This window comes from Rahnella inusitata (genome assembly GCF_003263515.1).
Classification (GTDB): Bacteria; Pseudomonadota; Gammaproteobacteria; order Enterobacterales; family Enterobacteriaceae; genus Rahnella; species Rahnella inusitata.
The window spans coordinates 316,092-329,515 of record NZ_JYDE01000017.1; the positions used below are offsets into that span (position 1 = coordinate 316,092).

14 protein-coding genes and 3 tRNA genes are annotated in these 13,424 nt (G+C 49.9%); 11 read left to right on the top strand and 6 right to left on the bottom strand.

What is annotated here, in order from left to right:
• Window positions 1-110: 110 nt before the first annotated feature.
• On the top strand, window positions 111-524 hold the full coding sequence (locus TU92_RS11325) for a hypothetical protein (protein ID WP_112167207.1): 414 nt from the start codon (window positions 111-113) through the stop codon (window positions 522-524).
• 57 nt (window positions 525-581) lie between these two features.
• Here the strand turns inward: TU92_RS11325 and TU92_RS11330 are convergent, their stop codons facing one another.
• The gene (locus tag TU92_RS11330; protein ID WP_112167210.1) at window positions 582-2,348 is read right to left on the bottom strand and encodes a sensor domain-containing phosphodiesterase; all 1,767 of its coding nucleotides are present in this window, start codon (window positions 2,346-2,348) and stop codon (window positions 582-584) included.
• 211 nt (window positions 2,349-2,559) lie between these two features.
• Between TU92_RS11330 and leuA the strand changes: the two genes are divergently transcribed.
• The gene (gene leuA / locus TU92_RS11335) at window positions 2,560-4,230 is read left to right on the top strand and encodes a 2-isopropylmalate synthase (RefSeq protein ID WP_112167214.1); all 1,671 of its coding nucleotides are present in this window, start codon (window positions 2,560-2,562) and stop codon (window positions 4,228-4,230) included.
• Here the strand turns inward: leuA and TU92_RS11340 are convergent.
• The 3 genes from TU92_RS11340 to TU92_RS11345 form a co-directional block, all read right to left on the bottom strand.
• Window positions 4,199-4,975 (bottom strand): AraC family transcriptional regulator, encoded by a 777-nt coding sequence (locus TU92_RS11340; RefSeq protein ID WP_112167217.1) that lies wholly within the window; start codon window positions 4,973-4,975, stop codon window positions 4,199-4,201. The two genes, leuA and TU92_RS11340, sit on opposite strands and share 32 nt — an antisense overlap.
• Window positions 4,976-4,978: 3 nt before the next feature.
• Window positions 4,979-5,149 carry a hypothetical protein gene (locus TU92_RS22310; RefSeq protein WP_167457454.1) on the bottom strand — a complete coding sequence of 57 codons (171 nt, stop codon included), beginning with the start codon at window positions 5,147-5,149 and terminating at the stop codon, window positions 4,979-4,981.
• Between the two features lie 105 nt (window positions 5,150-5,254).
• Window positions 5,255-5,479 (bottom strand): DUF2594 family protein, encoded by a 225-nt coding sequence (locus tag TU92_RS11345; RefSeq protein ID WP_056778602.1) that lies wholly within the window; start codon window positions 5,477-5,479, stop codon window positions 5,255-5,257.
• A 796-nt stretch (window positions 5,480-6,275) separates the two neighbouring features.
• Here TU92_RS11345 and uvrY point away from each other — a divergent pair.
• From uvrY to TU92_RS11375, 6 genes are all read left to right on the top strand, one after another.
• Window positions 6,276-6,932, top strand: a complete 657-nt coding sequence (gene uvrY / locus TU92_RS11350; protein ID WP_112167220.1) for a UvrY/SirA/GacA family response regulator transcription factor — start codon at window positions 6,276-6,278, stop codon at window positions 6,930-6,932.
• Entirely contained in the window at window positions 6,925-8,760 is a 1,836-nt protein-coding gene (gene uvrC, locus TU92_RS11355) for an excinuclease ABC subunit UvrC (RefSeq protein ID WP_112167224.1), read from the top strand. Before uvrY ends, uvrC begins: the two co-directional genes overlap by 8 nt.
• A 56-nt stretch (window positions 8,761-8,816) precedes the next feature.
• Window positions 8,817-9,365, top strand: coding sequence for a CDP-diacylglycerol--glycerol-3-phosphate 3-phosphatidyltransferase (pgsA, locus tag TU92_RS11360; protein ID WP_112167227.1), 549 nt, complete (start codon window positions 8,817-8,819; stop codon window positions 9,363-9,365).
• Between the two features lie 147 nt (window positions 9,366-9,512).
• Window positions 9,513-9,588, top strand: a tRNA-Gly gene (locus TU92_RS11365).
• Between the two features lie 58 nt (window positions 9,589-9,646).
• Window positions 9,647-9,720: transfer RNA gene (locus TU92_RS11370), tRNA-Cys, on the top strand.
• 11 nt (window positions 9,721-9,731) lie between these two features.
• Window positions 9,732-9,817 (top strand) — tRNA-Leu (locus TU92_RS11375).
• Between the two features lie 304 nt (window positions 9,818-10,121).
• Here the strand turns inward: TU92_RS11375 and TU92_RS11380 are convergent.
• Window positions 10,122-10,388, bottom strand: a complete 267-nt coding sequence (locus TU92_RS11380; RefSeq protein WP_112167230.1) for a hypothetical protein — start codon at window positions 10,386-10,388, stop codon at window positions 10,122-10,124.
• A gap of 227 nt (window positions 10,389-10,615) precedes the next feature.
• Here TU92_RS11380 and TU92_RS11385 point away from each other — a divergent pair, with 227 nt between their 5' ends.
• Together TU92_RS11385 and deoR are read left to right on the top strand one after the other, a co-directional pair.
• Entirely contained in the window at window positions 10,616-11,275 is a 660-nt protein-coding gene (locus TU92_RS11385; RefSeq protein ID WP_112167233.1) for a metallophosphoesterase, read from the top strand.
• Window positions 11,276-11,357: 82 nt separating this feature from the next.
• The gene (gene deoR / locus TU92_RS11390) at window positions 11,358-12,122 is read left to right on the top strand and encodes a DNA-binding transcriptional repressor DeoR (RefSeq protein WP_112167235.1); all 765 of its coding nucleotides are present in this window, start codon (window positions 11,358-11,360) and stop codon (window positions 12,120-12,122) included.
• A gap of 5 nt (window positions 12,123-12,127) precedes the next feature.
• Here the strand turns inward: deoR and TU92_RS11395 are convergent, their stop codons facing one another.
• Window positions 12,128-12,604, bottom strand: coding sequence for a GyrI-like domain-containing protein (locus TU92_RS11395; RefSeq protein WP_112167237.1), 477 nt, complete (start codon window positions 12,602-12,604; stop codon window positions 12,128-12,130).
• A 184-nt stretch (window positions 12,605-12,788) separates the two neighbouring features.
• Here TU92_RS11395 and TU92_RS11400 point away from each other — a divergent pair, with 184 nt between their 5' ends.
• Window positions 12,789-13,295, top strand: a complete 507-nt coding sequence (locus TU92_RS11400) for a YlaC family protein (RefSeq protein ID WP_112167239.1) — start codon at window positions 12,789-12,791, stop codon at window positions 13,293-13,295.
• Window positions 13,296-13,424: the final 129 nt, after the last annotated feature.

Here is a 13,424-nt window from a genome sequence, read left to right on the forward strand (position 1 = left end):
TTGTCCCGCTTTTGTCGTCTCCCTTTCGGCCACACGTAACTCTCACCGGTTTTTTGTTGCCCGCGCCGCGCACGCTGCTATCATTCGTGCATAAACTCAGGGAGATAACGATGAAAAAAACACTGGTGGCCTTGGCTGCTCTGCTTTTAGCCGGGTGCGCAAGCAATCCTTATGAACCGACCCTTCAGGTCAAATCCTCTTTCGCTAACGCCAGCACTACGGCGCCGGAAGGGCAGACACACATCAGGTTGCATCGTATCGATCAGTGGTCCACGGTGCCGTTTGAGAAAACCTGTCCGCTGATTGTGATTCTGGACGGCCAGACCGTGGCTTCCCTGCATTTTAATCAGTACGTAGATTTAAATGTGCCTAATGGCTTGCGCAAAATTGATGTCCGTATTGCCTGTGCGCTGACCAAAACCACCGGTTCTATCACCGTAGATGCGAAAGGGCAGAGTATCAGTCTCGAAACCGACCGCAACATTTTTGGCACATATCATATCCGCCCCAAAGCTGGCGAATAACCGGCATAAAAAAATCCGCTTCGGCGGATTTTTTGTTTTTGCTTCTCACGTAGGCACTTAAATATACGGCTTTGACCATTCCAGAATCTGATCGTGTTGCAGCGGACGCGAAAAGTAGAAGCCCTGAACAGAATCACATTGCAACTCTTCCAGACACCGCAGCGTGTCATTATCCTCAACGCCTTCCGCGACGACGTGATAGCTGAGCGCATGCGCCATATCAATCATCGATTTCACAATCACTTTGCTCTTATTGTCACTGCTGATGCCCTGAATCAGCGACTGATCCAGCTTGAGGATATCGGCGGGGATCTTTTGCAGGTAATTCAGATTGCTGTAACCGGAGCCGAAATCATCCAGCGCGATGCTGATCCCCATATGGCGCAGGGCATCCAGAGATGCCACCGCGTGAGGATTATTCATCAGCGTCTGAGTTTCCAGGCATTCAATCTCCAGCATCGACGGTGATACCTGATGCAGGATAAGTGCGGTATGAATACGCTGTACCAGATCCTGTTCAACCAGATTGTTGGCGGTCAGATTGATAGACACCTGAATCTGTGCGCCGCGTTTTTGCCATTCGGCAATCTGCATCACCGCCTGCGTGATAACCCAGTTGGTCAGCGGCGTTATCAGCGGCGTTTTTTCCGCCAGAGGAATAAATTCAGACGGTGAAATGATGCCGAGCGTCGGATGGTGCCAGCGGATCAGCGCTTCAACGCCGTGAAATTTTTTATCGGCCAGACGAATTTTTGGCTGATAAAGAAGATGAAAATCATCACAGGACGCCACCGTAGCCATTAAATCATTAAGCAGATTGAAGGCGCGCAGCTGGATAACATCGGACTCCTGCTGATACGGCATCACCAGCCGGTTGTGGCTGATGGCTTCGTGCAGGGATGACATGCCCTGGCGCATAATGGTTTCAGCGCATTCCGACGTTGAAGAAAAGACGGTGTAACCGGCGTGCAGACGAACGTTAATTGGGATATCACTGGTAATGCTTTGCGAAATTTTAGTGGCGGCGATTTCTAACTGATTAAAAATCGCTTCCTGCTCGTCGAGCGGCCTGATAATGGCGAAACGCCCGAGCATCAGGCTATAGACTTTGTCATTACCCTTAAGCTCCGTGCGTAAAAATGATCCCACGTCTTTCAGAATATTTTCGACTTTGGGAATGCCGATCGCGCGGCCAATATCGTAGGCATAAAGTGTATCGAGCGTGTCGATCAGAATCAGCAAACAGGGCGTGTGGTCTGGGGCTTTAATAAGCGTGGCGATGTCTTCCATCAGGCGCTGGCGGTTCGGCAGGCGCGTGACGATATCGACAAATCCGACTGAGCTGCGTGACTCAATGATGTCGATGACGATAGCGGCGAGATCTGACAGCATCTCGATTTCCTGCACGGAAAAGTCACGTGGCTGATGATCGATCAGACACAAACTGCCGACAGCAAAGCCTTCACGTGTAATCAGCGGCGCACCGGCATAAAAACGCATCCCTTCATCGGCGGTCACCAGCGGATTTTTGCAAAAACGTGGATCCTGTTCGGCATCGGGGACGAGCATCACTGAGGAGGAACGAATCGTATGGTCGCAAAAGGCGATGTCGCGCGCCGTCTGGCTTATCGCCATATTCGTCTTCGATTTAAACCACTGGCGATGTTCATCCACCAGAGTAATTAAACACACCGGGATATCAAAAATCTGCTGGGTAAGGCGGGTAATCAAATCAAGCACTTCGTCCGGATTGCTGTCAGCAATTTTTAATTTTTGCAGCGCCGAAAGCCGTTTTTTTTCGTTTAGATTCAGAACCCTTTTCATTCTGTACGACCTCTGATCGCCAACCTGGACGCGTTTAGTTATGCACTATAACGTGAGTATGATTCGTTTATCATTTTCTTTTTGTCCGTTTTGCGAGGGTTAGTGTCAGTTAGCAAGGCGCAGGAAGTTATCGTTTGCGTACTATGTATTTTACAAGGCAAAGGTATTTCACAACGCAAAGCCTGCAACGATGAATTCTAAGGAGAAACCCATGTTAACCGACCCATCGCAAAAATATCGTCCCTTCCCGCCGGTGAATTTACCCGACCGCCGGTGGCCGGGAAACGTGCTGACGAAGGCACCGCAGTGGTGTTCCAGTGATCTGCGCGATGGTAATCAGGCGCTGGCTGAGCCTATGGACAACGCCCGTAAGCGTCAGTTTTTTGATTTGCTGATCCGCTGTGGTTTCAAGCAGATAGAGGTGGCCTTCCCTTCGGCGTCGCAAACTGATTTTGATTTTGTTCGCGGTCTGATTGACGACAACCTGATCCCTGATGACGTGGTGATTCAGGTGCTGACGCCTTCGCGCCCGGACTTAATCGCGCGCACTTTTGAAGCGCTGAAAGACGTGCCACGCGCCATCGTACATTTATACAACGCCACGGCGCCGGTATTTCGTGAAGTCGTGTTCAATCAGGACAAAGATGCCACGCGCGATCTGGCGGTTCGCGGCGCGCAGCAGATCCGTCAGCTTTGCGAACAATATTCGCAGACGCAGTGGACGTTTGAGTATTCACCGGAAACCTTCTGTTTTACTGAACTGGAGTTCGCACTGGAAGTGTGCGAAGCGGTCGCCGCTGTCTGGGAGCCGGGCAATGCGCGCCCGATGATCATTAATTTGCCAGCGACTGTGGAAGTCAGCACACCGAATATTTATGCCGATCAAATCGAATGGTTCTGCCGTCATTTCAGCCGCCGCGAACAGGTTTCCATCAGCGTACATCCGCATAATGACCGCGGAACCGGCGTAGCTTGCGCTGAACTGGCGATGCTGGCGGGTGCCGACCGGGTGGAAGGCTGTCTGTTTGGCAACGGTGAGCGGACCGGTAATGTGGATATTGTGACACTGGCGCTGAACCTGTATACGCAGGGCGTTTCCCCTGAGCTGGATTTCAGTAATCTGCAGGCCATCGTCGAAGCGGTAGAAGAATGTAACCAGCTACCGGTGCATCCGCGTCATCCATACGCAGGAGAACTGGTGTTTACCGCGTTTTCAGGGTCACATCAGGATGCCATTAAGAAAGGGTTCGCGGCACAGAAAACCTCAGACAATGCTGTCTGGCGCGTGCCCTATCTGCCGCTGGATCCGGCCGATGTGGGGTGCAGCTACGAAGCCGTGATCCGGGTGAACAGCCAGTCGGGAAAAAGCGGTGCCGCATGGCTGCTGGAACAGAATCATGGGCTGAAACTGCCGCGTGGTTTGCAGATCGATTTCAGCAAAGCCGTTCAGCGGGACACCGATTCTCACGGCAAAGAAATGAGCACCAGCGATATCTGGCGACTGTTTCGTCAGCGTTACGGACTGACGGAGCAACCGGTGGTGAAACTGCTGAGTTACGACATCCGCAGCGACGAGCAGAATGTCTGCCATTTCAACGCGCGCATCCGTTATCGCAATGAAGAGCAGCATATTACCGGCAGCGGCAACGGTTTGTTGTCCGGCGCGGTAGATGCGTTGCGCCGCAGTTACGATGTTCAGCTGGAAATCGGCGACTATCATGAACACACGCTGGGGCATCAGAGCCATAGCCGGGCAGTCGCGTACGTGAGTTGTCAGGGGAAATTGGGCGAAACGTGCTACGGCGTGGGTATCGACAGTGATGTCTCCAGCGCCTCGTTGCAGGCGTTGTTTAATGCGGCGAGCGGAATTCTGACTGACTAAAATATTCACTTGGCGAGACGCCCAGTGATCGGCGGAACATCGCACTGAAGGCACTCGGGCTGTCGTAGCCGAGTGCCAGCGCCACATCAATCACCGAATTTCCTGCCGCCAGTTGCTGCAAAGCGTCGAGCAATTTTGCCTGACGGACCCAGTCACTGAAACGCAGTCCGGTCTCGCGCTGAAAGCGACGGGAAAGTGTCCGGCTGCTGATATTCAGCCGCGCAGCGACTTCCTCCAGTTCCCAGGATGCACTTAAATCACGGCAAATCTGTTGGCTAAGCATCAAAAGTTCGGGTTCTTTTGGCTCCGGTAAATACAACGGCAACGTCGGTAACAGACGCAATTCATCGAGCAGTAATTCCATAATGCGTTCGTCACGGCCACCGGGCAAATAACCGGCGGGGATCGTCAGCGAAACCAAAATGAGTTCACGCAGCAGCGGGGAAATTTGTACCACCTGACATTGTGCAGGTAAATCCGCACGTGCCAGAGGATCGACAAACAAGGTGCGGGCTTTAACGCCGCCGATAAAGCGCAGACTGTGTTCGACATAGGCAGGTAACCAGATGCCGCGCCCCGGCGGAACCATCCAGGTGCCGAGCGCGGTATGAACTTCGACAACGCCACACAGGGTGTGGATCAGTTGTGAACAGCTGTGGCTGTGTGCAGGTTCGCTGTCACCGTGCTGATAATCAATTGCCAGCGGTGCAATGGCCTGATCAGGTGCGAGAAAGGGAGAGTGCATGACTCAGTGGTGTTGCTGATTTTTAGCATCTTCAACGGCTTGTTTGGCTTCTTCAGCCGCCTTTTGAATTTCTTCATCGGTCAGTTGTTCAGAGACTTCAAACAATTCAGCCAGCCCGTCGCTGACATGTACGTCGTCTGCTTTACTTTTGTTTTCTTTATTATTTTCGCTCATTACGGTTGTCCTGATGAAATAAGAAGAGGGGATAATTATAGCAGAAATCGTGTAAGGATGCGGGAAAAGGCGGGAGTCCGTCGGGCGACAGACTCCGAAAAAGCATTACTGACGGTAGGCAAATTTGATTTGCTGCAGGGAGTTCCTGAAGATTTCTGCCTGCTGTTCATCTTCCATCTGGGCAGCATATTTTTCCATGTTCAACATGACCTTACCCGCATCCGCCTGACCGATCGCTTTCAGGATCAGGGTCAGGGTGGCTTTCAGGCAGGCAACTTCTGTCGCCAGGGTTTCAACGTTCGCTTCAGTGGTAAAATCGCAGTTACTCATTATTTCTCCTCAGGCAGGCTGCCAGGCAGCGCTCCCGACTTTATACAGTAAAAAGAAGGGGGTATATCAACGGGCTCACCCGAAACGGCCAGGTGCAAAGTGACCGCATTTTAGCATAGTCGGCAGGTTTTAGTGCAGTAGTGCGCGGGGTGCGATCAAAATGGGCTGAATGCTCCGGACATAGAGAGAAAAGAAATCCGATGAGTTAACAGATTTGAAAGTTAGTAAAGAATACTAAACATAATAGGTGACCAGACATTTTCCGTTTAAATGACTAAGGTTATTCTTATAAATGCCGGGACAATTCCTGCTATTGCAAATAATCATTGGGTATATCATAGATATATGGGAGTAATGATTTGCTGTTTTAATCACCTTTTCAGAAAGCCAGTTAATTTACGGGAAAAATACCGACATTGTTATTTTTACAGCAGAAAAGATGTAGCTTGATACAGACCTTATTGTTTGATTCAAAATGCTTTTTTTTTGTATTATTAATACAGGTTATGGCAGTTCTCATTTACATTCAGCAAACTAGTTTTTTGCAGACATTCCTTGGTCAAGCTGCACAGATAGAGTAAAATGTGCGGGCAATAATAAATACTCTGAATTATTGATTTAAAAAACACTGTCCACGTGCGGTAGTGAGGTAAGTTCGTTGATGTTGGCTTCTTATTGCCACCTTCTCTTCTATAAGCTGTCTGCGCACGATATCAATGTTTGACGTGTATGATTGCGTTAAGACAAGCCCGAAGACCCTGACGGTGCGTCGCCCTTATTTTTTGGAGAATTCTCTTTGATAAGCGTTCTTCTTGTTGATGACCACGAATTAGTGCGCGCAGGGATCCGACGCATTCTCGAAGATATCAAAGGCATCAAAGTCGTTGGTGAGGCTCAGTGCGGCGAAGACGCCGTGAAGTGGTGTCGTACCAATGATGTTGATATTGTCCTGATGGATATGAATATGCCGGGTATTGGCGGCCTGGAAGCGACGAAGAAAATCGTGCGTTTCTCGCCGGATATCAAGATCATCATGTTAACTATCTATACTGAAAACCCGCTGCCAGCAAAAGTGATGCAGGCGGGGGCTTCCGGTTATCTGAGTAAAGGTGCTGCACCACAGGAAGTGGTTAACGCCATCCGTTTGGTTGACTCGGGTCAGCGCTATATCGCGTCTGACATCGCTCAGCAAATGGCACTCAGCCAGATTGAGCCTCAGTCTGAAACGCCTTTTGACTCCTTATCTGAGCGTGAATTACAAATCATGCTGATGATTACTAAAGGGCAAAAAGTGAATGAAATTTCAGAACAACTGAACTTGAGCCCAAAGACCGTTAACAGTTATCGTTACAGAATGTTTAGTAAATTAAATATCAGTGGCGATGTCGAGTTAACTCATCTGGCAATCCGACACGGTTTGTTCAACGCGGAGACTTTATCAGGCAGTGAATGATGAGCGTTTCGACCCAAAAGCCTTTCTGAAAACGGTCACCAGCCAGCCGGGCGTCTACAGGATGTATGACGCCAGCGGCACCGTAATCTATGTAGGTAAAGCTAAAGACCTTAAAAAGCGTCTTGCCAGCTATTTTCGCGTTCAGGTTTCCAGCCGTAAAACGGAAACACTGGTCAAAAATATTGCGCAAATCGACGTCACCGTAACTCATACGGAAACCGAAGCGCTTCTCCTCGAACACAACTACATCAAGTTGTATCAGCCACGTTATAACGTGTTGTTGCGCGATGATAAATCCTATCCGCTGATTTTCCTCAGCGCCGATAATCATCCGCGTATTACCGTGCATCGCGGCGCCAAGCACGCTAAAGGTGAATACTTCGGGCCGTTTCCCAACTCCTATGCTGTGCGTGAAACGCTGGCGCTGTTGCAGAAACTTTTCCCAATCCGCCAGTGTGAGAACAGCGTTTACAGCAATCGCTCGCGTCCTTGCCTGCAATATCAGATTGGGCGTTGTCTCGGTCCATGCGTGAAAGGGTTGGTCAGCGAACAGGATTACAAAGATCAGGTGGATTACGTGCGTCTTTTCCTCGAGGGGAAAGATCAGCAGGTGGTCACGCAGTTGGTGAACAGGATGGAAGAGGCCAGCAAGGATTTGCGTTTTGAAGATGCCGGACGCATACGCGATCAAATCCAGGCCGTCCGTCGCGTCACTGAGCGCCAGTTTGTATCGGGTAACAGTGAAGATCTCGACGTTATCGGGGTGGCATTCGAATCCGGCATGGCGTGCTTGCACGTTCTGTTTATTCGTCAGGGCAAAGTGTTGGGCAGCCGCAGTTATTATCCGAAGGTACCGGGCGGCACCGATCTTGGCGAAGTGGTGCAAACTTTTGTCGGGCAGTTCTATTTACAGGGCAGCCAGATGCGCACCTTGCCTGGCGAAATCCTCCTGGACTTCAGCCTGCCGGAAAAAGATCTGCTGGCTGATTCGCTCAGTGAGATTGCCGGGCGCAAAGTGCTGATTCAGAGTAAGCCGCGCGGCGACCGTGCCCGCTACTTGAAGCTGGCGCGTACGAATGCCTCCACGGCCCTGACCACGAAACTGGCGCAGCAGTCGACTATTCATCAGCGTCTGGCAGAACTGGCAAAAACCCTTAATCTTGCGGAAATTAACCGCATGGAATGCTTCGACATCAGCCATACTATGGGCGAGCAAACGGTCGCTTCCTGTGTGGTCTTCGACAATAACGGGCCGGTACGTTCTGAATATCGTCGCTATAACATTGCTGGTATCACGCCGGGGGATGATTATGCGGCCATGAAGCAGGTTCTGACGCGTCGATACAGTAAATCGCTGGATGAGAAAAAAATTCCTGATGTGATTTTTATCGACGGCGGGAAAGGGCAGCTCGGGATGGCGCTGGATGTGTTTCATTCACTGGATGTGACATGGGATAAATCTAAACCTCTGCTGATCGGTATTGCGAAAGGTGCCGATCGTAAAGCAGGGCTTGAAACGTTATTCTTTGTGCCAGAAGGTGAGGGGATTGCCTTGCCGGCGGATTCACCGGCATTGCACGTTATCCAGCATATTCGTGATGATTCGCATAATCATGCGATTACCGGGCACCGTCAGCGTCGTGCCAAAGTGCGCACGACCAGTGCACTCGAAGAGATTGAAGGCGTCGGGCCGAAACGACGTCAGGTATTACTGAAATATATGGGAGGCATTCAGCCATTACTGAATGCCAGCGTCGAGGAAATTGCACAGGTACCAGGTATTTCGACCGCATTAGCAGAAAAGATTCATAATGCGTTGAAACACTAAAGCCGTTGTAGCAACATACTCATAATATCTAAACTGGACAAACAGTTACCTTCGCTATGCAATTTAATATACCGACGTGCCTTACCCTGTTCCGCGTTGCACTGATCCCTTTCTTCGTGCTCGCCTTCTATCTGCCTTACCCATGGGCATCGATGGCTTGCGCGCTCATTTTCGTTTTTGCGGCAATGACTGACTGGCTCGATGGCTACTTAGCGCGGCGCCTGAAGCAAACGACGCGGTTCGGTGCATTCCTTGATCCGGTGGCCGATAAGGTGATGGTGGCGATTGCCCTGGTGTTGGTCGCAGAGTACTTCCACTCCTGGTGGATAACATTACCGGCTGCCACCATGATCGCCCGTGAAATTATCATTTCCGCGCTGCGCGAATGGATGGCTGAAATTGGTAAACGCAGCAGCGTTGCCGTTTCCTGGATTGGTAAGGTCAAAACCACGGCGCAGATGTTATCTCTGGTCGCCTTATTGTGGCGTCCTGACAACATTGTCGTGGGTGTCGGTGTTGTAGCTCTTTACATCGCCGCAGTGCTGACTTTCTGGTCAATGTTCCAGTATTTGAACGCTGCACGCCACGATTTGCTGGAACCCTGATCAAACTGACGTAAAAAACGTCAAACGAGCGAAGGATCCAGATAATTTTATTGACTCATTCTCTCAGGTCAGTAGAATGCAACGCATCGGAAGGCAGACAGCAATGCGCCAGAAGATAGTTAAAAAAATCAGTACGTTCTGATTAAAGCGGGAATAGCTCAGTTGGTAGAGCACGACCTTGCCAAGGTCGGGGTCGCGAGTTCGAGTCTCGTTTCCCGCTCCAAATTTTCTTGAATTGATTTCTTAATCGATTTAAGTGCAAGACAAGTAGTAAGATTTAAGGCGCGTTAACAAAGCGGTTATGTAGCGGATTGCAAATCCGCCTAGTCCGGTTCGACTCCGGAACGCGCCTCCAATTTTCCCGGAGCCCGGGTGGTGGAATCGGTAGACACAAGGGATTTAAAATCCCTCGGCCTTAGGCTGTACGAGTTCAAGTCTCGTCCCGGGTACCATGGGAAAATTAGCAGAATAATCAAAAGCAATAGTGTAGTAATGTCGTTATAGCCACCTTCGGGTGGTTTTTTTATGTCTGAAATTTGCATCAAGAAAGGGTGTTTCTGACATCACGATATTGCAGTTTGCATATAATAAAGGCCACTTCTAAGAGTGGCCTTTATGCTTTTACAGCAACGCCAAATCATATCAGCAATGCAAAAAGTCCCTTTACGGTAATTTCCGGTCTGGGTGTGTGCTGATGTTCAGTGAAAGTGGCGGATTGAGGGCAGATTAAAACAGCCCCGAAGGGCTTTTTTAGGGCTAAATCTCGCCCGATGAATCTGTATTACTCAGTGCCCGGATCGATAAAGGCAGATGGTAGTTCGGTTGGCTGGTGAAAAACGCCTGAAGGGCGACGCGTTTCTTCCGGTCTATCGAAATCTCTTCCATGGTTTTGCGGAAGATACTGTAACGGCCACAGGAAGTGCAGGTCACAGTAACAATTTTCGCCGACATATTTACCGACGTCTTATTCGTGTTTTGACACAACGGACACTCGTCTTGAGCGTTTACAACTGTAGAACTCATAAAACCTCCGGTTTTACTTAGAGCGGCCAGTAGTCTAGCACAAAAAGGCGCCAGTTACTTAATGATAAATAATTTATCAGTGGATTTCAGCCGCGACTACGTGTAGAGAGGCCTCAACTTCCTGAACGCACGAGGAAACCCTTAGTTTGCTCTTCGAACATCCTTTTCTAATGCCCCTCATCAGATACACTTGAGCTATCCCTGGTCACAATGGATTTCATCCAAATATGATTCCTGCTTTGTATAAACGTATTGATGGCAAAAACTACCGGCACATTTATATCGTGGGGGATCTGCACGGTTGTAAGTCCTTACTTGACGAGCAACTGAATATAATGATTTTCAACCCCAGCCTCGATCTGTTGCTGTCGGTTGGCGATCTCGCCGATCGCGGGCCCAACAGCGTCGGTTGCCTGCAACTCATCCATCAGCCCTGGTTTAGCTGCGTGAGAGGCAACCATGAGCAAATGGCGATTGATGCGGTGAACGAGCAAAATATTCCGCGATGGCTGCGTAACGGTGGTGACTGGTTTTATGCGCTGGAAAGCGAAGATCAGGAACAGGTGAAAGCACTGATTCTGGAGGCTGACAGTTTACCGCATGTTATTGAGCTGACGACCCGCGAAGGAAAACGCATCGTGGTGGCGCACGCTGACTACGTTTCAGATGAGTATGTATTTGGAAGGCTCCTGGACAGTTATGAAATCATCTGGAATCGTGATCGAATCAATCACGCGCTGGCCGGACGTTATCAGCCTGTCGCCGGTGCCGATGCTTTTTATTTCGGCCATACGCCGGTTGAAAAAGTGATGCAATTTGCCAATCAACACTACATTGATACTGGCGCGGTATTCGGCGGTTGTCTGACCATACTTCAGTTGCAATAATATCAGACAGGGTGAGGGTTTGCGGTGGATTGCTGGCAAAGGTATAGTGACCGGCTGCGAACCGGAAAGCTGAGATAACATCATGGAAACTAAGCGTGAAGACAGGATCCAGCGTCTTTTGCTGGCGCTAAAAAAGACTGACAAAATCCACCTGAAAGAAGCGTCTTTGCTGCTCGATGTTTCCGAGATGACGATTCGGCGTGATCTGAATGCAGAGCCTGCGCCAGTGATCCTGCTCGGCGGTTATATTGTGATGGATCCTAAGAACAACCCGGCGACGCACTATTTCGTCAGTGAACAAAAAATGAAGCAGGTCGCTGAAAAACGCCGACTGGCCAAATGTGCCGCCAGCCTGATCCTCGATAATGACACCGTCTTTTTCGATTGCGGCACTACCATGCCGTATGTGATTGAAAGTATCCCCGAATCCAGGATTTTCACTGCAATCTGCTATTCGCTTAACACTTTTCTGGCACTTCAGGAGAAACCGCACTGCGATGTCATTTTATGCGGCGGCGCGTTTAAATCCAGCAACAGTATATTCACGCCGATCGGTCGAAGCTGTGAAATCGATTTTATCCGCCCGGCAAAAGCGTTTATTTCCGCCGCGGGTGTCAGCATTGAACATGGGGTAACGTGCTTTAATTTCGATGAATTGCTGATGAAGCATCAGGCGATGGAGCGCTCTGCGCAATGTATTCTGGTGGCCGACAGCAGTAAGTTTGATCAGGTGCGACCGGCGGCAATCGCACCTTTAGCCCGTTTTAACACCCTGGTCAGCGATGCCAAACCGCCACAGGCTTACCTTGATTTTTGCCAGCAGGCTGACATTACACTCAGCGTCTGACCCCTTCAGCGGATAGCCGGGATCTTCTCGACCGACTGATAAAACACCACTTCCCAGATGCCGGTTTTTGAGCCATCACTCAGATAGTGCTCAAAGCAGGCTTTTCCATCCGGCCGGTAATGATTACTGGCCAGCAGCTGGCTGTAAAACTCCCGCCAGGCTTGTTCAAAATTTCCGTCTGTTATGGTGGTGTGATACGCCGCATAGGTGCCACCTGGCAGGGTTTGCAGCGCCAGCCCGTCCGCATCATCGAGAATGAAATTATCCGCGACGCAAACCGAAGGATCCGCGCGCAGCGCTTCAGCGGGTGTGGTATCCGGGTTATCATGAAACCACGTCAGCCATTCGTTATGTGGCTGATGGTGTCGTGCGACCCACTTCGTCAGCTGCTGAAATCCGCTGTGGATTGACTCCTTATATGGCCCGACAACCCGGTAGCTCACCAGTTTTTTTGCCGGTCTTTCGACGATTAATAGTGCCACGATGATCTCCTTTTATCTGACATGAATTGAGATAGTTCCATGATGATAATACTAACGGTACAGATGCCAGCTATAACAGTTCCCCGTTTTGCAGCGGGTAACTGCTCTACGCGCTATAACAGTTGTCATGATAAAATAATGTAATCAGATTGCATTATAGTCGTCACTGCAGCGAGGTTATGGGATGGACGTGATCAAAAATGTATTAAATAGTGAAATTGATCGGATCAACCGTCAGGAAGGCCGTGATGGCAGGGTTCGCATCAACGTTGAGTTCTTTGTGAATCATCCGTGGCTGTGTCTGGCGATGCTGGTCGGGTATATTGCGGTTGGCGTCGTGATGTATGTATCGCCATACATGGGCATTGGCTGGTTTATCGGTTTCACCGCCTTTTTGGTCTTTATGTCAGCGATGCTGTTGCTAGAAATCAAACCGGTATATCGCTATGAAGACATCGGTGTGCTGGATTTACGTGTCTGCTATAACGGCGAATGGTATTTCAGCCGTGAATTATCCGCAGAGGCCGTACAGCAGATTCTCAGTGCCGAAAGCGTAAGTAGTTGGGTGAAAAATCGCATTGAGTCGATTGTACGCAACAAAGGTTTTGTCGATTTTTACGATGTTTACGATCTGGCCCGCCTTGAACACCAGCAACCGGCCTCGATGAATGCTGTACAGTTAGCGCACTAATTCCCCCTTCAACATGGCTTTCGTCCATGACGTCACCCTGCATGCTCTGATAAAATAGCGGCTGGACATACATTACGTGAATGAGTTGTTCATCTGACGAACGAATCACGAGGTATGTTGAGCCGTTAC